The organism is Pseudomonas macauensis, from assembly GCF_047902425.1.
Classification (GTDB): Bacteria; Pseudomonadota; Gammaproteobacteria; order Pseudomonadales; family Pseudomonadaceae; genus Pseudomonas.
Genome location: NZ_CP138377.1, coordinates 1,112,381 through 1,133,196, shown reverse-complemented (window position 1 = coordinate 1,133,196; position 20,816 = coordinate 1,112,381). Strand labels below are relative to the sequence as shown.

23 protein-coding genes are annotated in these 20,816 nt (G+C 63.9%); 8 read left to right on the top strand and 15 right to left on the bottom strand.

Annotated elements, in window-relative coordinates:
• Window positions 1-74: 74 nt before the first annotated feature.
• Both SD196_RS05295 and SD196_RS05290 read right to left on the bottom strand, forming a co-directional pair.
• Entirely contained in the window at window positions 75-1,415 is a 1,341-nt protein-coding gene (locus SD196_RS05295; protein ID WP_275610373.1) for a tryptophan--tRNA ligase, read from the bottom strand.
• A 60-nt stretch (window positions 1,416-1,475) separates the two neighbouring features.
• Window positions 1,476-2,102: an alpha/beta hydrolase gene (locus SD196_RS05290; RefSeq protein WP_343574738.1), complete on the bottom strand. Its 627-nt coding sequence runs from the start codon at window positions 2,100-2,102 to the stop codon at window positions 1,476-1,478.
• 139 nt (window positions 2,103-2,241) lie between these two features.
• On the opposite strand from SD196_RS05290, the gene SD196_RS05285 reads away from it, so the two are divergent.
• Window positions 2,242-2,682: a YhcB family protein gene (locus SD196_RS05285; protein ID WP_207883698.1), complete on the top strand. Its 441-nt coding sequence runs from the start codon at window positions 2,242-2,244 to the stop codon at window positions 2,680-2,682.
• Between the two features lie 171 nt (window positions 2,683-2,853).
• Here the strand turns inward: SD196_RS05285 and cysN are convergent, their stop codons facing one another.
• The gene (gene cysN, locus SD196_RS05280; protein WP_343574741.1) at window positions 2,854-4,755 is read right to left on the bottom strand and encodes a sulfate adenylyltransferase subunit CysN; all 1,902 of its coding nucleotides are present in this window, start codon (window positions 4,753-4,755) and stop codon (window positions 2,854-2,856) included.
• Window positions 4,756-4,767: 12 nt separating this feature from the next.
• Window positions 4,768-5,685, bottom strand: a complete 918-nt coding sequence (cysD, locus tag SD196_RS05275) for a sulfate adenylyltransferase subunit CysD (protein ID WP_275610370.1) — start codon at window positions 5,683-5,685, stop codon at window positions 4,768-4,770.
• A 393-nt stretch (window positions 5,686-6,078) separates the two neighbouring features.
• On the opposite strand from cysD, the gene mltB reads away from it, so the two are divergent.
• Window positions 6,079-7,185 carry a lytic murein transglycosylase B gene (gene mltB, locus SD196_RS05270; RefSeq protein ID WP_275610369.1) on the top strand — a complete coding sequence of 369 codons (1,107 nt, stop codon included), beginning with the start codon at window positions 6,079-6,081 and terminating at the stop codon, window positions 7,183-7,185.
• Window positions 7,186-7,216: 31 nt separating this feature from the next.
• Here the strand turns inward: mltB and SD196_RS05265 are convergent, their stop codons facing one another.
• Entirely contained in the window at window positions 7,217-7,975 is a 759-nt protein-coding gene (locus SD196_RS05265; protein ID WP_331318048.1) for a Nif3-like dinuclear metal center hexameric protein, read from the bottom strand.
• A gap of 113 nt (window positions 7,976-8,088) precedes the next feature.
• On the opposite strand from SD196_RS05265, the gene algW reads away from it, so the two are divergent.
• On the top strand, window positions 8,089-9,237 hold the full coding sequence (gene algW, locus SD196_RS05260) for a Do family serine endopeptidase AlgW (RefSeq protein WP_275610367.1): 1,149 nt from the start codon (window positions 8,089-8,091) through the stop codon (window positions 9,235-9,237).
• A 62-nt stretch (window positions 9,238-9,299) separates the two neighbouring features.
• Here the strand turns inward: algW and hisC are convergent, their stop codons facing one another.
• The 10 genes from hisC to SD196_RS05210 form a co-directional block, all read right to left on the bottom strand.
• A complete protein-coding gene (gene hisC / locus SD196_RS05255; protein ID WP_343574746.1) occupies window positions 9,300-10,355 on the bottom strand; it encodes a histidinol-phosphate transaminase in 1,056 nt (351 codons plus the stop codon).
• 3 nt (window positions 10,356-10,358) lie between these two features.
• Entirely contained in the window at window positions 10,359-11,678 is a 1,320-nt protein-coding gene (gene hisD / locus SD196_RS05250) for a histidinol dehydrogenase (RefSeq protein ID WP_343574750.1), read from the bottom strand.
• A gap of 124 nt (window positions 11,679-11,802) precedes the next feature.
• On the bottom strand, window positions 11,803-12,438 hold the full coding sequence (hisG, locus tag SD196_RS05245; RefSeq protein WP_275610364.1) for an ATP phosphoribosyltransferase: 636 nt from the start codon (window positions 12,436-12,438) through the stop codon (window positions 11,803-11,805).
• A gap of 14 nt (window positions 12,439-12,452) precedes the next feature.
• A complete protein-coding gene (gene murA, locus SD196_RS05240) occupies window positions 12,453-13,718 on the bottom strand; it encodes a UDP-N-acetylglucosamine 1-carboxyvinyltransferase (RefSeq protein WP_275610363.1) in 1,266 nt (421 codons plus the stop codon).
• A 20-nt stretch (window positions 13,719-13,738) separates the two neighbouring features.
• The gene (locus SD196_RS05235) at window positions 13,739-13,978 is read right to left on the bottom strand and encodes a BolA family protein (RefSeq protein WP_275610362.1); all 240 of its coding nucleotides are present in this window, start codon (window positions 13,976-13,978) and stop codon (window positions 13,739-13,741) included.
• A gap of 111 nt (window positions 13,979-14,089) precedes the next feature.
• On the bottom strand, window positions 14,090-14,398 hold the full coding sequence (locus SD196_RS05230; protein WP_275610361.1) for an STAS domain-containing protein: 309 nt from the start codon (window positions 14,396-14,398) through the stop codon (window positions 14,090-14,092).
• Window positions 14,395-15,045, bottom strand: coding sequence for an ABC transporter substrate-binding protein (locus tag SD196_RS05225; protein ID WP_275610360.1), 651 nt, complete (start codon window positions 15,043-15,045; stop codon window positions 14,395-14,397). Before SD196_RS05225 ends, SD196_RS05230 begins: the two co-directional genes overlap by 4 nt.
• An 11-nt stretch (window positions 15,046-15,056) precedes the next feature.
• Window positions 15,057-15,530, bottom strand: coding sequence for an outer membrane lipid asymmetry maintenance protein MlaD (mlaD, locus tag SD196_RS05220; protein ID WP_275610359.1), 474 nt, complete (start codon window positions 15,528-15,530; stop codon window positions 15,057-15,059).
• A complete protein-coding gene (mlaE, locus tag SD196_RS05215; RefSeq protein ID WP_275610358.1) occupies window positions 15,530-16,327 on the bottom strand; it encodes a lipid asymmetry maintenance ABC transporter permease subunit MlaE in 798 nt (265 codons plus the stop codon). Before mlaE ends, mlaD begins: the two co-directional genes overlap by 1 nt.
• Complete coding sequence (locus SD196_RS05210) at window positions 16,327-17,136, bottom strand: ATP-binding cassette domain-containing protein (RefSeq protein WP_275610357.1); 810 nt, start codon at window positions 17,134-17,136, stop codon at window positions 16,327-16,329. The genes mlaE and SD196_RS05210 overlap by 1 nt, the downstream gene beginning before the upstream one ends.
• Before the next feature lie 240 nt (window positions 17,137-17,376).
• Here SD196_RS05210 and SD196_RS05205 point away from each other — a divergent pair, with 240 nt between their 5' ends.
• Genes SD196_RS05205 through lptB form a run of 5 tightly spaced genes read left to right on the top strand, consistent with a single transcriptional unit; the run spans window position 17,377 to window position 20,705 of the window.
• The gene (locus SD196_RS05205) at window positions 17,377-18,351 is read left to right on the top strand and encodes a KpsF/GutQ family sugar-phosphate isomerase (protein WP_275610356.1); all 975 of its coding nucleotides are present in this window, start codon (window positions 17,377-17,379) and stop codon (window positions 18,349-18,351) included.
• On the top strand, window positions 18,352-18,876 hold the full coding sequence (locus SD196_RS05200) for a KdsC family phosphatase (protein ID WP_275610355.1): 525 nt from the start codon (window positions 18,352-18,354) through the stop codon (window positions 18,874-18,876).
• 8 nt (window positions 18,877-18,884) lie between these two features.
• Window positions 18,885-19,457, top strand: coding sequence for an LPS export ABC transporter periplasmic protein LptC (gene lptC / locus SD196_RS05195; RefSeq protein WP_275610354.1), 573 nt, complete (start codon window positions 18,885-18,887; stop codon window positions 19,455-19,457).
• Window positions 19,444-19,980, top strand: a complete 537-nt coding sequence (lptA, locus tag SD196_RS05190; protein ID WP_275610353.1) for a lipopolysaccharide transport periplasmic protein LptA — start codon at window positions 19,444-19,446, stop codon at window positions 19,978-19,980. The genes lptC and lptA overlap by 14 nt, the downstream gene beginning before the upstream one ends.
• Entirely contained in the window at window positions 19,980-20,705 is a 726-nt protein-coding gene (lptB, locus tag SD196_RS05185) for an LPS export ABC transporter ATP-binding protein (protein WP_275610352.1), read from the top strand. The genes lptA and lptB overlap by 1 nt, the downstream gene beginning before the upstream one ends.
• The last annotated feature ends 111 nt before the right edge of the window (window positions 20,706-20,816 follow it).

Sequence of the window (20,816 nt, the reverse complement as noted above, 5' to 3'; positions counted from 1 at the left end):
AACGGGGGCGCACACTGTAGCGGCGCCCCCGTTGCTTGGCAATTGGCCGGTAGTCGGACCGGCCTGCCAACCCCTCACTCCTGGGGAGCGAGAGCCTCGCGCAGACGCTGCATTGCAGCATCGCGCTCCGCGTCGGTGGAGAATTCCGGGCTGTAGGCCACGGCTTCACCATCCAGGCGCACGCTGAAGGCATTCAGCTCGGCGCGCAGGTCCAGCTCCTCGGACTGCAGGCGCTTGGTCACCTGGCCCGCAGCCTTGCCGTCGGCGAAGGCGATGGAGAGCAGCAGTTGCTCGCCGGCAGCGTCCAGCAGGCGGAAGCGGAAGCCGTCGTCCTCGCGGAAGCTGACGAAGCGCGCGGCCTTGGCAGCCTTCTTCTTGCCTTCGGTGGCCACCTGCACTTGCTCGCGGAACGAACGCAGGCCGACCGCCTCGCGCAGTTCGCCGAGGAACGGCGTGGCGATACGGCGGGCCTTGGCGGCGCCGGCCAGAAGGATATCTTCCAGGTCGGCCGGGCGGGTGATCAGTGCGTGGTAACGCTCGCGAGCCTCGCCCAGCTCATTGTCCAGCAGCTCGAACAGCCGCTGCTTGGCTTCGCCCCAGGCCAGGCCACCGAGCAGGTCGGCGCGGAACGCGGCCTGTTGCTCATGGGTGGAGAACGCCTGGTAGAGAGTGAACAGGTGGGAGCTGTCCGGGTCCTTCGGCTCGCCCGGCGCGCGGGAGTCGGTGACGATGCGCGCCACGGCGTCCTTGAGCTGCTTGGCGGTGCCGAACAGCGGGATCGTGTTGTCGTAGCTCTTGGACATCTTGCGACCGTCCAGACCCGGCAGGGTCGCCACGTCTTCCTCGATCACCACTTCCGGCAGGGTGAACAGTTCCTTGCCGTTGCCGAACAGGTGGTTGAAGCGCTGGCCGATGTCGCGGGCCATTTCCACGTGTTGGATCTGGTCGCGGCCGACCGGCACCTTGTGGGCGTTGAACATCAGGATGTCCGCGGCCATCAGCACCGGGTAGCTGTACAGACCCATGGTGACGCCGGCGTCCGGGTCTTCGCCTGCCTCGACATTCTTGTCCACCGAGGCCTTGTAGGCGTGGGCGCGGTTGAGCAGGCCCTTGGCGCTGACACAGGTGAGCAGCCAGGTCAGTTCCGGGATTTCGGGAATATCGGACTGGCGATAGAAGGTCGCCTTTTCAGCATCCAGGCCGCAGGCCAGCCAAGTGGCGGCGATTTCCAGGCGCGAACGCTGGATGCGCGCCGGGTCATCGCACTTGATCAGCGCGTGGTAGTCGGCCAGGAAGTAGAAGGAATCTGCCTGCGGATCGCGGCTGGCAACGATGGCCGGGCGGATGGCGCCGGCGTAGTTGCCCAGGTGCGGAGTACCGGTGGTGGTGATGCCGGTCAGGATACGGGTCGTCATGGGAATCCAGGAATCAACACAAATGAAATGGCGGGCCGGATGGTAACGCGGCGCGGCGCCCTAGGCGAGCCGGGCCTGAATCAGGTCCTTGAGCTCGATCAGCTTGCCGTGGAAGAAATGGCTGCACTCGGGGATGCGGATCAGTTCGTGCGGCTTGGTCAGCTCGGCGCTCCAGGCGTAGACGCGCTCGGGCGTCACCACTTCATCGGCTTCCGGCTGGATCACCGTCAACGGGCAGCGCTCGGGCAGGTCGACGTCGAAGCGTTCCACCGGCGGGGCCAACATGAACAGCTGCGCCAGCGCAGCGCCCTCCTCTTCCAGGCGCTCGGCGGCGTTGCCGGCCACGCAGGAGCCGAAGGAGAAGCCCATCAGCGTCAGCGGCAGGCCCGGGTGTTGCTCGACCAGCCAGCGCGCGGCAGCCAGCGCATCATCGATCTCGCCGCGCCCCTCGGCATAAGCGCCGCCGCTCTGCCCCACACCACGAAAATTGAAACGCAAGGTGGCGTATCCTGCATCCCGTGCGGCGCGCTGCAGGGTGGCGACCACCTTGTTCTGCATGGTGCCGGCGAACAGCGGATGCGGATGGCAGATCAGTGCGACGCCCTTGGCGTCGGGTGTGGCGAGGTGCAGGGCTTCCAGCTGGCCGTCTGGGCCGTCGAGGAACAGGGAGATTTCGCGGGTGGTCAAACAACAGCTCCGTGACCCCGTGGCGGGTCGTCTCGTCTAGCACAATACCTGCGCAGGCGGCGAAGCTATCGCCACGGTATACAAGCACAGGTGCAAGCCGCTAACGTAAAGCAAAGCCGTCTATAGAGGAAGGATTCGCGTGGAACAGTCCCTCACCACCTGGTTGCTGCCGCTACTCGCTCTGATCGTCGGGGGCGCTATCGGCTTCCTGATCGCCCGCCTGCTCCCCAACGCCGCGCCGAACAAGCTGCAGCGCCAGGTGGATGACATGCAGGATCGCTTCGATAGTTACCAGCGCGAAGTGGTGACCCACTTCAACACCTCCGCCAGCCTGATGAAGAAGCTCACCCAGAGCTATCAGGACGTTCAGGATCACCTGTCCGAGGGCGCCGAGCGCCTGGCCCTGGACGAGCAGACCAAACAGCGCCTGCTGGCTGCCCTGCACGCCGACGAATACCCCGAGCGCCGCGAGCGCCTGACTCCGCCGGCAAACAACGAAGCGCCGCGCGACTATGCGCCCAAGCCCAGCGAAGGGCCGGGTACGCTGGATGAGACGTATGGGCTGAAAGGCAAATACTGAGTCTCCGTTACGTAGAAAAAGCCCCGCACTCGCGGGGCTTTTTCATGGAGCACCGAGCCGCTCCTGTCTCTCCTACGAAAGCGGGCACTTCCGCGTCGGATGTCAGGGTGGTCGGGAACCAGAAAAGAAAAAGCCCCGCAAATGCGGGGCTTTTTCATCAGCGCTGGGTGATCAGATCGCGCCGCGCTGGCGGAGCAGGTCGAGGACCGCCTTGACGCCCTCTTCCACCGACTGAGTCTGGGTGTCGATCACCAGATCGGCATCCAGCGGCACGTCGTAGGGGAAGGACTCACCCGGGATGTTGTCCTGGCCGGCGGCGTACAAGCCCTGCGGATCACGCTCGCGGCAGATCTGCGGAGAAGCCTGGACGTAGACGGTAATGAAACGCTCGGCACCGATCAGCGACTTGGCCTGTTCACGCCCTTCAGCACTCGGGGCAACGAAGGCGCACAGGCTGATGAGACCGGCTTCGTTGAACTGCTTGGCCACATGGGCTGTGCGCAGCCAGTTTTCGTTGCGACCGGCGCGATCCTGCGGCAGGCCCTTGTTCAGGTCGTGGCGCAGGTTCTGGCCGTCCAGCACATAGACCGCACGGCCCATGTCGAACAGTTTGCGCTCGACGGCGTAGGCCAGGGTGCTCTTGCCGGCGCCGGAAAGGCCGCTGAACAGCACGGTGGCCGGCTGCTGGCCGAAGCGTGCAGCGCGCTCTTCACGGGCGACATGGGCATTGGCGCCATGATGCGTGGTGGTGCCGTGACCAGCCTGCGGGGCGGCGATGATCATGCCGGCGCCAACGGTGCCGTTGGTCAGGCGGTCGATGACGATGAAGGCACCGGTGGTGCGGTTCTGGCCGTAGCCGTCCAGCGCGATCGGCGCATCCAGACTGACCTTCACGCGGGCGATCTCGTTGAGTTTGAGTTCGCTGCCGGCGGTCTCTTCCAGGGTATTCACGTCCACCTTGTGGCTGATACTCGGGATGGAGCCCGGCACGTAGCTGGTAGCGCGCTTGATGTCGTATTTCTTGCCCGGCAGCATCGGCTCTTCGGCCATCCACACCAGCATGGCGTCGAAGCCGTCGGTCACCAGCGGACGGTTGTCGGCATGCACCAGCATGTCGCCGCGGGAGACGTCGATCTCGTCTTCCAGGGTCAGGGTAATGGCTTGGCCGGGACCCGCCTGCTCCAGCTCGCCCTCGAAGGTGACGATGGATTTGACCTTGCTGCCCTTGCCCGACGGCAGGGCCACGACTTCGTCCCCCTTGCGCACGATGCCACTGGCGAGGGTGCCGGCGAAGCCACGGAAGTTCAGGTTCGGACGGTTGACGTATTGCACCGGGAAGCGCATGTCGTCGAGGTTGCGGTCACCGGCGATCTCGACGGACTCGAGGATCTCCATCAGCGACTGGCCGGTGTACCACGGCGAGCGCTCGGACTTGTTGACCACGTTGTCGCCCTTCAGCGCCGACATCGGCACGAAGTGCAGGGAATTGGTCTTGAGGTTGATCTTGTCGGCAAACTGCAGGTAGTCGGCCTTGATCTGCTCGAATACGCCCTGGTCGAAGCCTTTCAGGTCCATCTTGTTGACGGCGACGACGATGTGCTTGATGCCCAGCAGCGAGGCGATGAAGCTGTGCCGACGGGTTTGTGTCTGCACGCCGTAGCGGGCGTCGATCAGGATGATGGCCAGGTCGCAGGTGGACGCGCCGGTGGCCATGTTGCGGGTGTACTGCTCATGGCCGGGGGTGTCGGCGATGATGAACTTGCGCTTGGCGGTGCTGAAGTAGCGATACGCCACGTCAATGGTGATGCCCTGCTCGCGCTCGGCCTGCAGACCGTCCACCAGCAACGCCAGGTCGACGTCATCGCCGGTGGTACCGACTTTCTTCGAGTCGCGGGTGATGGCCTCGAGGTGGTCCTCGTAGATCATCTTGGAGTCATGCAGCAGGCGCCCGATCAGGGTGCTCTTGCCGTCGTCGACGTTACCGCAGGTGAGGAAGCGCAGCAGTTCCTTGCGCTCGTGCTGGGCCAGGTAGGCGAGGATGTCCTCGCTGATCAGATCGGATTGATGCGACATGGTGCGAGAACCTTAGAAGTAGCCCTGACGTTTCTTTTCTTCCATCGAACCGGCCTGGTCATGGTCGATGACCCGGCCCTGGCGTTCGGAAGTTCGCGTCAGCAGCATTTCCTGGATGATTTCCGGCAGCGTGGTGGCGGTGGACTCCACCGCGCCGGTCAGCGGGTAGCAGCCCAGGGTGCGGAAACGCACCATCTTCTTCTGGATGCTTGCCTTCTGCTCGGGCGTGAGGTGCTCGAGGATGCGCTCGTCGTCGATCATGATCAGCGCGCCGTTCATCTCGATGACTTCGCGCTCTTCGGCGAAGTACAGCGGCACGATCGGGATCTGTTCCAGGTAGATGTATTGCCAGATGTCCAGCTCGGTCCAGTTGGACAGCGGGAAGACGCGGATCGACTCGCCCTTCTTCACCTTGCCGTTGTAGACGTTCCACAACTCGGGACGCTGGTTCTTCGGGTCCCAGCGGTGCTTGCTGTCGCGGAAGGAGTAGACGCGCTCCTTGGCGCGGGACTTCTCCTCGTCGCGGCGGGCACCACCGAAGGCGGCGTCGAAGCCGTACTTGTCGAGGGCCTGCTTGAGGCCTTCGGTCTTCATGATGTCGGTGTGCTTGGCGCTGCCGTGGGTGAACGGATTGATGTCCTGAGCCACCCCATCGGGGTTGATGTGGGTGATCAGGTCCAGGCCGTATTCGCTGACCATCTTCTCGCGGAAACGGTACATCTCCTGGAACTTCCAGCGAGTGTCGACGTGCATCACCGGGAACGGCAGCTTGCCAGGAAAGAAGGCCTTGCGCGCGAGATGCAGCATTACCGCGCTGTCCTTGCCGATCGAGTACAGCATCACCGGGTTATCGAACTCGGCGGCGACCTCGCGGATGATGTGGATGCTCTCCGCTTCCAGCTGTTTCAGATGCGTCAGTTTGTCGACCATGGCTACTCACGGAATTGCTTATGGACGGCCTTCGGGCCGTAGACGAGGGCGCACTCTAACACAGCGCAGGGCTCTAACCCGCGCGCCTGTTATACCGAAAAAATATACACATATAGCCGTCCGCGCTCACTGCTGGAGCCCGCGGGATTGCCGGCCGGCAAGGTGCCCCAGCCCCGCTCCGGCAAGCACAGAAAGACTACGCTGGCACAGCGATTCGGGACTCGACCGAAGCAACGGTTCACCTCACGATCGAATCCCGGCACAGGCCCCTGCCGATCATCCGGAAAACGCTTCCTGCAACAGATTGAGAGCCTGTACCTGGCGACTTGCGCTTGCCTGGGAAGCGCTCTGCGCTAGCATAGCGAGCACTTTTCCTGTCCCAGAAGATTTCCCATGCGCCGCATCGCTCTCGCTCTGCCTTTGCTTGTCCTGATTTCAGCGTGCAGCAGCAAACCCACATCCGCTCCCCAGTCGGCTACCAAGCCGCAGGCCCCTACCCTGATCAGCCCCAGCGCCCACCCGGCGTTCGGCTCGGTACAGCCGATCACCCCGCTGCGCGGCGATTACGCCAACAATGCCAATGCCAATCGCTTCATCGACATGATGGTGAGCAAGCATGGCTTCAACCGGCAGAACCTGCATGACCTGTTTGCCCAGACACAGGAACTGGACTGGGTAATCCGCCTGATGGACCGCCAGGCGCCGACCTACACGCCGCCCAGCGGACCGAACGGTGCCTGGCTGCGCTACCGCAAGAAGTTCATTACCCCGGACAACGTGCAGAACGGCGTGCAGTTCTGGAACCAGTACGAAGGCGACCTGATGCGCGCCTACCGTACTTATGGCGTACCGCCGGAAATTATCGTCGGCATCATTGGCGTGGAAACCCGCTGGGGCCGCGTGATGGGCAAGACGCGGATCATCGACGCGCTGGCCACCCTGTCCTTCTCCTACCCGCGCCGCGCCGAGTTCTTCAGCGGCGAGCTGGAGCAGTTCCTCCTGCAGGCGCGCAAGGAAGGCGATGACCCGCTGGCATTGCGCGGCTCCTATGCCGGCGCCATGGGCTACGGACAGTTCATGCCCTCGTCCTTCACCCAGTACGCGGTGGACTTCGACGGCGACGGCCACATCGACCTGTGGAACCCGCGCGATGCCATTGGGAGCGTGGCCAACTACTTCAAGCAGCACGGCTGGATCAGCGGCGACCTGGTGGCGGTGCCCGCCAGCGGCCAGGCGCCGTCGCTGGAGAATGGCTTCCAGACCATGTACCCGGTCGCCACTCTGTCCGCCGTCGGTCTGCGCCCGCAAGGCTCGCTCAGCGGCCACCAGCAGGCCAGCCTGTTGCGCCTGGACATGGGGCGTAACTACCAGTACTGGTATGGCCTGCCGAACTTCTACGTGATCACCCGCTACAACCACAGCACGCATTACGCCATGGCGGTGTGGGAGCTGGGCAAGGCTGTGGGCCAGGCGCGCCAACGCTACGCCACGACCCCTTGAGTGCTCCAGCCGAGGCTGGCTGCTGCCGGCCTCAGGCGGGATTCGGGCAATCGATGAACAGATGTTCGACGGCGAAGCGCTTGGCCAGGTAATCCCCCAGCGCCTGCACCCCGTAGCGCTCGGTAGCGTGGTGGCCGGCAGCGATGAAGCTGATGCCGTTTTCCCGCGCGCTGTGTACGGTCTGCTCGGAGACCTCTCCGGTCAGATAGGCATCGACGCCGGCGGCAATGGCCTGGTCGATATAGCCCTGGGCACCGCCGGTGCACCAGGCGATGCGGCGGATCGGCTGCTCGCCTTCCACCAGCAACGGCTCACGGCCCAGCACGTCACGCACATGGATCGCCAGATCGCTGGGCAGCATGGGTTCGGGCAGCGAACCGACCAGTACGATGGAGCGCGGATTGCCCGGCTCCAACGGCCCTTCGATCTCGAAGCCGAGCTGGCGGCCGAGCTGCACGTTGTTGCCCACCTCGGGGTGCAGGTCCAGCGGCAAGTGATAGGCCAGCAGACTGATGTCGCGATTCAGCAGGGTCTTCAGACGCCGCTGCTTCATACCGACCACACAGGGATTCTCGCCCTTCCAGAAATAGCCGTGGTGCACCAGCACCACATCGGCGTCGGCCTCCACGGCTGCATCCAGCAGCGCCTGGCTGGCGGTCACACCGGAAACGATGCGGCGCACCTGCGGGCGGCCCTCGACCTGCAGGCCGTTGGGGCAGTAATCCTGGACCTTCGCGGCGTCCAGGTAGCGGTCGGCTTCCTCGACCAGAGTGCTCAGTGCGATAGCCATAGAAATTCCTCCAAACACGGCTACAGGCGTCTATTTTCTTGGCGCGCCGCCCGTATAATGGCCGCCACCCTATCGGCCATCCCCCGGCCAAGCAACCCCAAGGATTTTCTTCGATGCTGAAGGCCCTGCGTTTCCTCGGCTGGCCCGTGCTGGTTGGCGTCCTGTTGGCGCTACTGATCATCCAGCATAACCCCCAGTGGGTCGGCCTACCGCAACAGGAAGTGCATCTGCAGCAAGCGCCTCTGCTCAGCCGTCTCCAGCAGGGCCCGGTCAGCTACGCCGACGCCGTGACCCGCTCTTCGCCCGCCGTGGCCAACCTGTACACCACCAAGATGGTCAGCAAGCCGAGCAACTCGATGCTCGACGACCCGCTGTTCCGCCGTTTCTTCGGCGATAACCTGCCACAGCAGAAGCGCATGGAGTCGAGCCTGGGCTCGGCGGTGATCATGAGCCCGGAAGGCTACCTGCTGACCAACAACCATGTGACCGCCGGCGCCGACCAGATCATCGTGGCGCTGCGCGACGGCCGCGAAACCATTGCCCACCTGGTCGGCAGCGACCCCGAGACCGACCTCGCGGTGCTGAAGATCGACCTCAAGGACCTGCCCTCGATCATGCTCGGCCGCTCCGACGGCATCCACACCGGCGACGTCTGCCTGGCCATCGGCAACCCCTTCGGCGTCGGCCAGACCGTCACCATGGGCATCATCAGCGCCACCGGCCGCAACCAGCTGGGCCTGAACACCTACGAAGACTTCATCCAGACCGACGCGGCGATCAACCCGGGCAACTCCGGCGGCGCGCTGGTGGACGCCAACGGCAACCTGATCGGCATCAACACCGCAATCTTCTCCAAGTCCGGCGGATCCCAGGGCATCGGCTTCGCCATCCCGACCAAACTGGCCCTGGAAGTCATGCAGTCGATCATCGAGCACGGCCAGGTGATTCGCGGCTGGCTCGGCGTGGAAGTACAGCCGTTGACCCCGGAACTGGCGGAATCCTTCGACCTCAAGGGCAAGGCTGGTATCGTCGTCGCCGGCGTCTACCGCGACGGCCCCGCCGCCAAGGCCGGCCTGCTGCCGGGCGACATCATCCTGAACATCGATGGCGAGGCCGCCAGCGATGGCCGCCGTTCGATGAACCAGGTGGCGCGCACCAAGCCGGGCGAGAAGATCCAGATCCAGGTACTGCGCAATGGCAAGCCGGTAACGCTGAACGCCGAAGTCGGCCTGCGTCCGCCGCCGACTCCAAACGGCGGCTGATCCAGCCCGCTGCTTCAAAGAAAAACGGCGCCCAAGGGCGCCGTTTTCTTTTGCAGCCTGGATTACAGCTTCAAGCGCAAGGCATCCACTAGCGCCTGGTTCTGCTCCTCGGTGCCGATGCTGATGCGCAGGAACTGGTTGATCCGCTGCTGCTTGAAGTGACGCACGATCACGCCCTCCTCGCGCAGGGCCGCGGCCAGTTCGGCGCCATCACGCTGCTGGTGGCGGGCGAAGATGAAGTTCGCCGCCGACGGCAGCACCTCGAAGCCCAGGGTATTGAGCTCTGCGACCAGCTTCTCGCGGCTGTGGATAACTGCGTTGCAGGTCTGCTCGAAGTAGGCCTGGTCCTCGAACGACGCCACCGCGCCGGCCAGCGCCAGGCGGTCCAGCGGGTAGGAGTTGAAGCTGTTCTTCACCCGTTCCAGCGCCTCGACCAGGTCTTCGTGACCGACCGCGAAGCCGACCCGCAGGCCGGCCAGGGAGCGCGATTTGGACAGGGTCTGTGCAACCAGCAGGTTCGGGTAGCGATTGACCAGGGAAATCGCGCTCTCACCGCCGAAGTCGACGTAGGCCTCGTCCACCAGCAACACGCTGTCGGGGCTGGCTTGCAGCAGACGCTCGATGGCCTCCAGCGGCAGCAGGCAACCGGTGGGGGCGTTGGGGTTGGGGAAGATGATGCCCCCGTTGGGACGCGCGTAATCCTCGACTCGGATCTGGAACTGCTCATCCAGCGGCAGCGCTTCGAAGTCGATACCGTAGAGGCCGCAGTAGACCGGGTAGAAGCTGTAGGTCACGTCGGGGAACAGCAGCGGCTTGCCGTGCTGGAACAGCGCGTGGAAGGCGTGGGCCAGGACCTCGTCCGAACCGTTGCCGACGAACACCTGGGAAGCCTTTACGCCGTGGTACTCGGCAATGGTCTGCTTCAGGCGATCGGCGTTGGGGTCCGGATACAGGCGCAGCGTGTCGTTCAGCTCGGCCTGGATCGCGGCGACCACCTTCGGCGACGGGCCGTAGGGGTTCTCGTTGGTGTTCAGCTTGACCAGCTTGGCCAGCTTCGGCTGCTCACCCGGAACGTAGGGCACCAGCTCCTTGACGAAGGGACTCCAGAATTTGCTCATCGGTTACTCCCCCTTGTCCAGAATGCGGAATTCGGCGCTGCGCGCGTGGGCGGTCAGGGACTCGCCACGAGCCAGGATCGATGCGGTCTTGCCCAGCTCGGAAGCCCCCGGCGCGGAGCAGAAGATGATCGAGGAACGCTTCTGGAAGTCATACACGCCCAGCGGCGAGGAGAAACGCGCGGTGCCGGAAGTCGGCAGCACGTGGTTCGGGCCGGCGCAGTAGTCGCCCAGCGCCTCGGCGGTGTAGCGGCCCATGAAGATGGCGCCGGCATGGCGGATCTTCGGCAGCCAGCTTTCCGGATCGGCCACCGACAGCTCCAGGTGTTCCGGGGCGATGCGGTTGGCGACCTCACAAGCACGGTCCTGGTCGGCGACCAGGATCAGCGCGCCACGGTTGGTCAGCGAAGTGCGGATGATCTCGGCACGCTCCATGGTCGGCAGCAGCTTCTCGATGCTCGCCGCAACCTTGTCAAGGAACTCGGCGTCCGGGCTGACCAGGATGGCCTGGGCATCTTCGTCGTGCTCTGCCTGGGAGAACAGGTCCATGGCGATCCAGTCCGGATCGGTGCCGCCGTCGCAGACCACGAGGATCTCGGACGGACCGGCGATCATGTCGATGCCGACCTGGCCGAACACATGGCGCTTGGCAGTGGCGACGTAGATGTTGCCCGGACCGACGATCTTGTCTACCTGCGGCACACTCTCGGTGCCGTAGGCCAGCGCGGCCACGGCCTGGGCGCCGCCAATGGTGAAGACGCGGTCGACACCGGCGATGCAAGCGGCTGCCAGGACAATTTCATTGATCTCGCCGCGCGGGGTCGGAACCACCATCACCACTTCGGCGACGCCGGCGACCTTGGCCGGAATGGCGTTCATCAGCACGGAAGACGGGTAGGACGCCTTGCCACCCGGTACGTACAGGCCGGCACGGTCCAGCGGGGTGACCTGCTGGCCAAGCACGGTGCCGTCGGCCTCGGTGTAACGCCAGGAGTCCTGCTTCTGCTTCTCGTGGTAGCTGCGCACGCGCTCAGCGGCAACTTCCAGCGCTTCACGCTGAGCCGGGGTGATGCGGGTCAGGGCCAGTTCCAGACGCTCACGCGGCAGGATCAGGTCGGCCATGGACTTGGCGTCGACGCCGTCGAAACGCTGGGTGAACTCCACCACGGCGGCGTCGCCACGGTTGCGCACGTCGGCGATGATGTCCAGCACGCGCTGGTTCACCGCATCGTCGGACACGCTTTCCCAGGAGAGCAGATGGTCCAGATGACGCGCGAAGTCCGGATCGGCGGCGTTGAGTCGACGGATAGCGAAGGGTGCGGTCATAGCTGGCCTCTTTAATTGGCATGATCTCGGGCGCCGCAAGACTATCAAGCCTACCGTGCGGGCACCCGAGAAAATTTGGCTATGACACGGATAGGCGGACGCAGCCAGACGGCCGCGCTAGGAATTACGCCCGGTGTCGAGACTCCACCGCTTCACGCAGGGTGTCGATCAGCGCCTGGATGCGAGCATGCTGCATCTTCATCGAGGCCTTGTTCACCACCAGGCGCGAGCTGATGTGCGCGATCAGTTCCTGGGGCTCCAGGCCGTTCGCACGCAGGGTATTACCGGTGTCGACCACGTCGATGATCTTGTCGGCAAGGCCGACCAGCGGTGCCAGCTCCATGGAGCCATACAGCTTGATCACATCGACCTGGCGGCCCTGTTCGGCGTAGTAGCGCTTGGCGACATTGACGAACTTGGTGGCCACGCGCAGACGCCCCTTGGGCTCCAGCGCACCGACCGCGCCGGCGGTCATCAGCTTGCAGTTGGCGATCTTCAGGTCCAGCGGCTCGTACAGGCCCTGGCCACCGTACTCCATGAGCACGTCCTTGCCCGCGACGCCGAGGTCGGCGGCGCCGTGCTCGACATAGGTCGGCACGTCGGTGGCGCGCACGATCAGCAGGCGCACGTCATCGAGGGTGGTGGGGATGATCAGCTTGCGGCTCTTGTCCGGATTCTCGGTCGGCACGATGCCTGCCGCTGCGAGCAGCGGCAGGGTGTCGTCGAGGATGCGGCCCTTGGACAGGGCAATCGTCAGCATGGTCTGGCTCAGCCCTAGCCCGGCACGCGGCGAATCTTCGCCCCGAGCAGTTGCAGTTTCTCTTCGATGCACTCGTAACCACGGTCGATGTGGTAGATGCGGTCGATCATGGTGTCGCCTTCGGCCACAAGCGCAGCGATCACCAGGCTGGCGGACGCGCGCAGGTCGGTCGCCATGACCGGTGCGCCCTTGAGCTGCGGAACGCCGGTGACGATGGCGGTGTTGCCTTCGACCAGGATCTGCGCGCCCATGCGGTTCATTTCATAGACGTGCATGAAGCGGTTCTCGAACACGGTCTCGATGACCGCACCGGTGCCCTCGGCGATGGCGTTCAGGGAAATGAACTGGGCCTGCATGTCGGTCGGGAATGCCGGGTACGGCGCGGTGCGGATGTTTACCGCCTTCGGCCGGTTGCCCTTCATGTCCAGCTCGATCCAGTTGCTGCCGGTGTTGATGTGCGCGCCGGCTTCAACCAGCTTGGCCAACACGGCCTCGAGGATGGTCGGATCGGTGTCTTTCAGCTTGACGCGACCACCGGTGGCGGCGGCGGCAACCAGGTAGGTGCCGGTCTCGATACGGTCGGGCATGACGCTGTACTTGGCGCCGCCCAGGCGCTTCACGCCGTTGATCACGATGGTGTCGGTGCCGGCGCCCTGCACGTCACCGCCCATGGCGTTGATGCAGTTGGCCAGGTCGACGACCTCGGGCTCGCGGGCTGCGTTTTCCAGCACGGAACGGCCATTGGCCAGCGCAGCGGCCATCATGATGTTCTCGGTACCGGTCACGCTGACGGTATCGAAGAAGAAGTGCGCGCCACGCAGACCGCCGGCCGGAGCCTTGGCCTTGATGTAGCCGCCTTCGACGGTGATCTGTGCACCCATGGCTTCCAGACCGCGGATGTGCAGGTCCACCGGACGCGAACCAATAGCGCAACCGCCGGGCAGCGCGACTTCGGCCTCGCCGAAGCGGGCGACCATCGGACCGAGCACCAGGATCGACGCACGCATGGTCTTCACCAGCTCGTAGGGCGCCACCAGGGTCTTGATGGTGCTGGCGTCGACTTCGACGTTGAGCTTCTCGTCGATGATCGGCTGCACGCCCATGCGGCCGAACAGCTCGATCATGGTGGTGATGTCGTGCAGGTGCGGCAGGTTGCAGACGGTCACCGGGGTGTCCGCCAGCAGGGTCGCGGCGAGGATCGGCAGCGCGGAGTTCTTGGCGCCGGAGATGCGGATCTCGCCATCGAGACGAGTGCCGCCGGTAATGATCAGTTTATCCATTGCAATGTTTCCCCGTGGGCTCAGGAACGCTCGGCCCAGGCGGCGCGGCTGAAGAATTTCATGGTGACGGCATGGATGGCGCCGGAGGCGATCCACTCGTTCAGGTGGGCATAGATCTGCTGCTGACGTTTTACCGGGCTCAGGCCGGCCAGTTCGTCACTGATCAGGTTCAACTGGAAGTTGCAGCCTTCACCTTCCACTTCAACCTGGGTACCTGACAGTTTCGATTCCAGGAAGTTTTTGACTTCTACGGCCTGCATGCTCAACCTCGTTCGGCGCCCTACGCGCGCGGGTCGGCCATGATACAAAAAAGCCCCCCGCCTGCGAACCCCGCCAGGGGAAGTCGCGGACGGAGGGCTTTGCTTCGTACGTCAGTGCTGCAGCGGCAGGATCTCCAGGAGACCGCCAACCTTGGCGATTTCCTGCATGTCGTTGGGCATTCCGACGATCTGCAGCGTCTTGCCGGCCTTGCGCGCATCACGGGTGAAGGACAGCAGCAGCGACAAACCGACGCTGCTGGAACGCTCCACTGCCGAGCAGTCCAGGCGCAGGGCGCCGGCCTTGCTCGCGGCGATCAGGCAACCGCCCTGCTCGCGCAGCGCAGGCCCGGTGCTGTAATCCAGCACACCGGCCAGCGCGAGCTCGCCATCGGCGCGCTGCGTGATGCTGCCTTGGCTCATTGGGCGCCGCCTTCCGGCTTCTGGCCCTTGGCCGCTTCCTGGGCATTGGCAACCACCTGGCCCCAGCCAGCGATGGTCTTCTCCAGGTCATTGCGGTTCTTCTGCATGGAGTCGGCGAACTGGTCGCGGAACAGCTTGCCGATGTTGATGCCGTTGATGATCACGTTACGCAGACGCCAGTTGCCGCCCTGGTTGACCATGGTGTACTGCACCGGATAGACGGCACCATTGGTACCGACCACTTCCATGTTCACCGACGCGCGGTCCTGGTCCTGCTTGCCGGTGTTCAGCACGCGAATGGTCTGGTTGTCGTACTCCAGCAGGGCATTGCCGTAGAACTGGAACAGGCTGCTCTTGAAGGCTTCCTCGAAGCGTTTGATCTGCTCCGGAGTGGCGCCGCGCGAATACTTGACGGTCATCACGCCCTTGGCGATGCCCTCGGAATCCACCACCGGGCCGAGAATGCGGTTCAGGGTGTCGTAGAACGCCTGGGGATTGGCCTTGTAGTTGGCCTTGTTGGTTTTCAGGTCAGTCAGCAGGCTGTCGACGGTCTGCTGTACCACTTGCTGTGCGGTCTGCTCGGCCTGAGCGAACAGCGGCAGCATGGCGAGCACGACCAGAAGGCCACGACGCAAGGTTTTCAACATGGAATCAATCCTCATTTCTTCGAGTCGTCTTTGTTGACCGAATTCAGCAGGAATTTGCCGATCAGGTCTTCGAGCACCAGGGCGGACTGGGTGTCCTTGATGGTATCGCCGTCCTTGAGCAACTCCTCGTCGCCGCCGACGCTGATACCGATGTACTTCTCACCCAGGAGACCTGCGGTGAGGATGGATGCGGTGGAATCGTCCGGCAGGTTGTTCACCTGGCGGTTGATTTCCATGGTCACGCGACCGCGGTAGGTGTCGTGATCCAGGTCGATCGCGGTGACCTTGCCGATGGTCACGCCAGCCATGGTCACCTTGCCACGCACGGTAACGCCGGAAATATTGTCGAAATAGGCATACAGCCTGTAGGTGTCGCCCGTGTTGCCGATGGTCAGACCGCTGACCCGCAGGGCCAACAGCAGCAGGGCCAGCAGACCGGCCAGAATGAACAGGCCTACACCGATTTCCAGGGTGCGGGTTTGCATCAGAAGTCTCCAAACATCAAAGCGGTCAGGATGAAGTCCAACCCCAGCACGGCCAGGGAGGCATAGACTACGGTGCGCGTCGTTGCGCGACTGATACCTTCCGAGGTGGGCTCGCAGTCATAGCCCTGGAAGACGGCGATCCATGTCACCACGAAGGCGAACACCACGCTCTTGATCACACCATTGAGGACGTCCTTGGTGAACAGCACGCTGTTCTGCATGTTCGACCAGTAGGAACCTTCGTATACGCCCAGCCAGTCCACCGCGACCATCGCCCCACCCCAGATGCCGACGACACTGAAGATAGTCGCCAGCAGAGGCATGGAGATGAAACCGGCCCACAGGCGCGGCGCAATGATGTACTTGAGCGGATCGACGCCAATCATCTCCAGGCTCGACAGCTGTTCAGTGGACTTCATGTTGCCGATTTCGGCGGTCAGCGCCGAACCGGCACGCCCCGCGAACAACAGACCCGTCACCACCGGCCCCAGTTCACGCAACAGGGTCAAGGCCACCATCTGGCCAACCGCCTGCTCGGAACCATAGCTCACCAGGATGTTGTAGCCCTGCAGGGCAAGCACCATGCCGATGAACAGCCCGGACACCACGATGATCGCCAGCGACAGCACACCGACGGAGTACAGCTGCTTGACCAGCAACTGGAAGGCACCGCTGTGAACGCCACGACCGAAGATCGCATGCACCAGGAACAGGGTCGAACGGCCGAGCGCCTCCAGGACATCGAGGCCAGCGCGCCCGAGCAGACGAATTCGCTCGAGCTGTGAAATCTTGCGCATCAGCGTTCTCCCAGCAGATCGACGCGATAATCGCGGGCAGGATAATGGAACGGCACGGGACCGTCGGGGATGCCCTTCATGAACTGGCGCACGCGCGCATCGTCGAGCTGCTGCAACTGATCCGGCGTCCCGTGCCCCAGCACGCGGCCGTCGCCGACAATATAGATGTAGTCGGCGATGCTGGCGGTCTCCGCCAGGTCGTGGGATACCACGATACTGGTGATGCCCAGCGCATCGTTGAGCAGGCGGATCAGGCGCACCAGAACGCCCATGGCGATCGGGTCCTGCCCCACGAAAGGCTCGTCGTACATGAGGATCTGCGGATCCAGCGCGATCGCCCGCGCCAGCGCCACGCGGCGCTTCATGCCGCCGGACAGCTCGTCCGGCATCAACTCCACCGCCCCGCGCAGACCCACGGCCTGCAACTTCATCAGGACGATGTCACGAATCATCTCTTCAGGAAGCTGGGTATGCACCCGCAGCGGGAAGGCGACGTTCTCGAAGACATCCAGGTCGGTGAACAACGCACCGCTCTGGAACAGCACGCCGAACTGCTTGCGCATGTCGAACAGGTCGCTGCGCCCCAGCGTGGGGAGGTTCTGCCCGTTGACCCACACTTCGCCCTTCGACGGGCGCAGCTGGGCGGCAATAAGCCGCAACAGGGTGGTCTTGCCGCAACCCGAGGGCCCCATGATCCCGGTGACCTTGCCGCGCGGGATGCGGATGTCCACGTTATCGAAAATCGCACGCTGGCCGCGCCTGAAGGTCAGCCCCTTCAACTCGACAGCGTATTGGTCGTTCGTGCTCATAGAACTCCTTGCATCACGGCACTGTCCCTGTAGCCCACCCCCACGACGAGAGCACGGCCCGGCGTGACAGGCCGAACGGCCGCGAACTATAGCACCCCGGCAAGCCGCGCCCCAAGGCCTGCACAGGGGTCGTTAAGGCAATGTTCAGCAAAATACGCTCACATTAAGAATGTGTGTAATGAGCGTTTGGCACTTTCCCGTTATAATCTCGCCCTTCATTTCGCCCCACGCCTTTCGAACATGAGCCAGAAACACGATTTCATCCACTCGGCGCAACGCACTATCCGTCTTGAGCGCGACGCCGTGGACTCACTGCTGGCGCGCATCGGCGCGAACTTCACCCAGGCCTGCGAGCTGCTGCTGGCCTGCACCGGTCGCGTGGTAGTGGTCGGCATGGGCAAGTCCGGGCACGTCGGCAACAAGATCGCCGCCACCCTGGCCAGCACCGGCACACCGGCATTCTTCGTCCACCCGGCTGAAGCCAGCCATGGCGACATGGGTATGATCACCCGTGACGACGTGGTCATCGCGCTGTCCAACTCCGGCTCGACCGCTGAAATCGTCACCCTGCTGCCCCTGATCAAACGCCTGGGCATCACCCTGATCAGCATGACCGGGAACCCCGAGTCGCCGCTGGCCAAGGCCGCGGTGGTCAACCTGGACGCCAGCGTCGAGCAGGAAGCCTGCCCGCTGAACCTCGCCCCCACTTCGTCGACCACGGTGTCGCTGGTGCTCGGCGACGCCCTGGCCATCGCCCTGCTGGAAGCCCGCGGCTTTACCGCCGAGGACTTCGCCTTCTCGCACCCCGGTGGTGCGCTGGGCCGCCGCCTGCTGCTCAAGGTCGAGAACGTGATGCACGTCGGCGAGGAGCTGCCCCAGGTGCTGCAGGGCACCTCGCTCAGCGGCGCGCTGCTGGAAATGACCCGCAAGGGCCTGGGCATGACCATCGTCCTCAACGATGCGGGCACGCTGGCCGGCATCTTTACCGACGGCGACCTGCGCCGCACCCTGGACAAGGGTCTGGACGTGCGCCAGGTGAGCATCGACCAGGTCATGACCGTCCACGGCAAGACCGCGCGTCCCGACATGCTGGCCGCCGAAGCCTTGAAAATCATGGATGACCACAAGATCAGCGTCCTCGTCGTGGTCGATGAGGAGGATCGTCCGGTGGGCGTCCTGCACATCCACGACCTGACCCGCGCGGGAGTGATCTGAATGAGCGCCGACCTGCTGCAGCGCGCCAAGGCCGTTCGCCTGGCGGTCTTCGACGTCGACGGCGTGCTGACCGACGGCAAGCTCTACTTCCTGCCCGACGGCGGCGAATTCAAGACCTTCAATACCCTGGACGGCCATGGCATCAAGATGCTCATGGCCTCCGGCGTGCGCACCGCGATCATCACCGGCCGCTCGAGCCCGGTGGTCGAGCGCCGAGCCAAGAACCTGGGCATCACCCACCTGTTCCAGGGCCGTGAAGACAAGCTGGTCGCCCTCGACGAACTGCTCGCCGAACTCGGTCTAGGCTATGAGGAAGTCGCCTACCTGGGTGACGACCTGCCCGACCTGCCCGCCATTCGCCGCGCCGGCCTGGGCATGGCAGTGGCCAGCGCCGACCCGTTCGTCCGCCAGCACGCCGATGGTGTCACCCAGGCACGTGGCGGCGAAGGTGCGGCCCGCGAGTTCTGCGAGCTGATCCTGCGCGCCCAGGGCAATCTCGAAGCTGCCCAGAACGCGTACCTCTAGAGCTGAACATGCCCAAGACACTCCGCCAGAAGCTGTTGCTCGCCCTGATCGCCGTCCTGCTGATTGCACTCGGCTACTACTGGAACGTCCGCCTGGACTTCAACGAGCGCCAGTTCAAGTCGCAGACCAACGACGCCATCGATTTCTACGCGGTCAACGCCCACAGCGTGCAGTACCGCGTCGACGGTACGCTCGCCTACGAGATGACCGCAGACAAATTGGAACACCTGAAAGCGACCGACGTGACCATGGTCACCACGCCGGACCTGTACTTCTACCGCGTACAGGAACCGCAGCCGTGGCATGTCCAGAGCGTTCGCGCCGAAGTCGGCCCCGAGGGCAAGCAGGTCGAGTTGATCGACGACGTGCGCGTGGCGCGCACCGATGCGCAACAGCGCACGCTGCTGCTCAACACGAGCCGGATGACGGTGTTCCCGGACAAGGACTATGCGCAGACTGACCAGCCCGTGAAAATCACCGAACCCAACGGTGTGACCACGGCTGTTGGAATGAAAGCGTATCTGAAAGACAGCCGGATGCTCCTGCTGTCCAACGTAAGAGGTCAGCATGAGGCTCGTTAACACCCTCCCCCTTCTCCTCAGCCTCGCCGCCGCCATCGGCAGCTCCGCCGCATGGGCCCTTCCCACCGACCGGGAACAGCCCATCCGCGTCCAGGCCGACAGCGCCGAACTGGACGACAAGCAAGGCGTTGCCGTCTACCGCGGTGACGTGGTGGTGACCCAGGGCAGCATGAAGCTGACCGGCAACACTGTCACGCTCAAGCAGAACAAGAACGGCGATATCGAGGTCGTGACCTCGGTGGGCAAGCCCGCCTACTTCGAGCAGAAGCCTTCGCCGGAGAAAGAGATCACCAAGGCCTATGGCCTGACGATCCAGTATTTCGTCACCCAGAACCGCGTCGTACTGATCGACCAGGCCAAGGTGATCCAGGAAGGCAACACCTTCGAAGGCGAGAAGATCGTCTATGACACCCAGCGCCAGATCGTCAACGCAGGCCGCGCCACTGGCGCCCAGGTGACCACGCCACGCCCGCGTATCGACATGGTCATCCAGCCCAAGAAAAAGCAGGATCAAGCGCAGTAATGGCTACGCTCACCGCCCAGCACCTCGCCAAGAGCTACAAAAGCCGGCAAGTGGTCCGCGATGTCAGCATGAGCATCGACAGCGGACAGATCGTCGGCCTGCTCGGCCCCAACGGAGCGGGCAAGACCACCTGCTTCTACATGATCGTAGGCCTGGTCCGTGCCGACCAGGGTGTGGTCCGTATCGACAACCAGGACGTGACCCACCTGCCCATGCACGGCCGCGCCCGTGCCGGTATCGGCTACCTGCCGCAGGAAGCCTCGATCTTCCGCAAGCTATCGGTGGCCGACAACATCAGCGCGATCCTCGAAACCCGCAGCGACCTGGATCGCAGCGGCCGCCAGGAAGCCCTGGAGGGCCTGCTCGAGGAATTCCACATCCACCACATCCGCGACAACCTCGGCATGAGCCTGTCCGGTGGCGAGCGGCGTCGCGTGGAAATCGCCCGCGCCCTGGCCAGTTCGCCGAAGTTCATCCTGCTGGATGAACCCTTCGCCGGCGTCGACCCGATCTCCGTCGGCGACATCAAGCAGATCATCCATCACCTCAAGGCCAAGGGTATCGGTGTACTGATCACCGACCACAACGTCCGCGAGACGCTGGATATCTGCGAAACCGCCTACATCGTCAACGACGGTCAACTGATCGCCGAAGGCAGCGCCGAGACCATCCTCGCCAACGATCTGGTGAAGGAAGTCTATCTGGGTCACGAGTTCCGCCTCTGACCCAGCGGCCGCCCTCCAGGCGGCGCCTCGCCTCCCCCGCTAACGGCCCGGACCTGCATCCGGCGCCGCGTGTCGGGCCGCCTCGAAATCGCCCGATAATCAGGTTGTAAC

Coding starts and splice junctions, on each gene's coding strand:
- SD196_RS05295 (WP_275610373.1), bottom strand. CDS start 1,415: ATGACGACCCGTATCCTGACCGGCATCACCACCACCGGTACTCCGCAC.
- cysN (WP_343574741.1), bottom strand. CDS start 4,755: ATGTCGCATCAATCCGATCTGATCAGCGAGGACATCCTCGCCTACCTG.
- cysD (WP_275610370.1), bottom strand. CDS start 5,685: ATGGTCGACAAACTGACGCATCTGAAACAGCTGGAAGCGGAGAGCATC.
- mltB (WP_275610369.1), top strand. CDS start 6,079: ATGCGCCGCATCGCTCTCGCTCTGCCTTTGCTTGTCCTGATTTCAGCG.
- SD196_RS05265 (WP_331318048.1), bottom strand. CDS start 7,975: ATGGCTATCGCACTGAGCACTCTGGTCGAGGAAGCCGACCGCTACCTG.
- algW (WP_275610367.1), top strand. CDS start 8,089: ATGCTGAAGGCCCTGCGTTTCCTCGGCTGGCCCGTGCTGGTTGGCGTC.
- hisC (WP_343574746.1), bottom strand. CDS start 10,355: ATGAGCAAATTCTGGAGTCCCTTCGTCAAGGAGCTGGTGCCCTACGTT.
- hisD (WP_343574750.1), bottom strand. CDS start 11,678: ATGACCGCACCCTTCGCTATCCGTCGACTCAACGCCGCCGATCCGGAC.
- hisG (WP_275610364.1), bottom strand. CDS start 12,438: ATGCTGACGATTGCCCTGTCCAAGGGCCGCATCCTCGACGACACCCTG.
- murA (WP_275610363.1), bottom strand. CDS start 13,718: ATGGATAAACTGATCATTACCGGCGGCACTCGTCTCGATGGCGAGATC.
- SD196_RS05235 (WP_275610362.1), bottom strand. CDS start 13,978: ATGCAGGCCGTAGAAGTCAAAAACTTCCTGGAATCGAAACTGTCAGGT.
- SD196_RS05230 (WP_275610361.1), bottom strand. CDS start 14,398: ATGAGCCAAGGCAGCATCACGCAGCGCGCCGATGGCGAGCTCGCGCTG.
- SD196_RS05225 (WP_275610360.1), bottom strand. CDS start 15,045: ATGTTGAAAACCTTGCGTCGTGGCCTTCTGGTCGTGCTCGCCATGCTG.
- mlaD (WP_275610359.1), bottom strand. CDS start 15,530: ATGCAAACCCGCACCCTGGAAATCGGTGTAGGCCTGTTCATTCTGGCC.
- mlaE (WP_275610358.1), bottom strand. CDS start 16,327: ATGCGCAAGATTTCACAGCTCGAGCGAATTCGTCTGCTCGGGCGCGCT.
- SD196_RS05210 (WP_275610357.1), bottom strand. CDS start 17,136: ATGAGCACGAACGACCAATACGCTGTCGAGTTGAAGGGGCTGACCTTC.
- SD196_RS05205 (WP_275610356.1), top strand. CDS start 17,377: ATGAGCCAGAAACACGATTTCATCCACTCGGCGCAACGCACTATCCGT.
- SD196_RS05200 (WP_275610355.1), top strand. CDS start 18,352: ATGAGCGCCGACCTGCTGCAGCGCGCCAAGGCCGTTCGCCTGGCGGTC.
- lptC (WP_275610354.1), top strand. CDS start 18,885: ATGCCCAAGACACTCCGCCAGAAGCTGTTGCTCGCCCTGATCGCCGTC.
- lptA (WP_275610353.1), top strand. CDS start 19,444: ATGAGGCTCGTTAACACCCTCCCCCTTCTCCTCAGCCTCGCCGCCGCC.
- lptB (WP_275610352.1), top strand. CDS start 19,980: ATGGCTACGCTCACCGCCCAGCACCTCGCCAAGAGCTACAAAAGCCGG.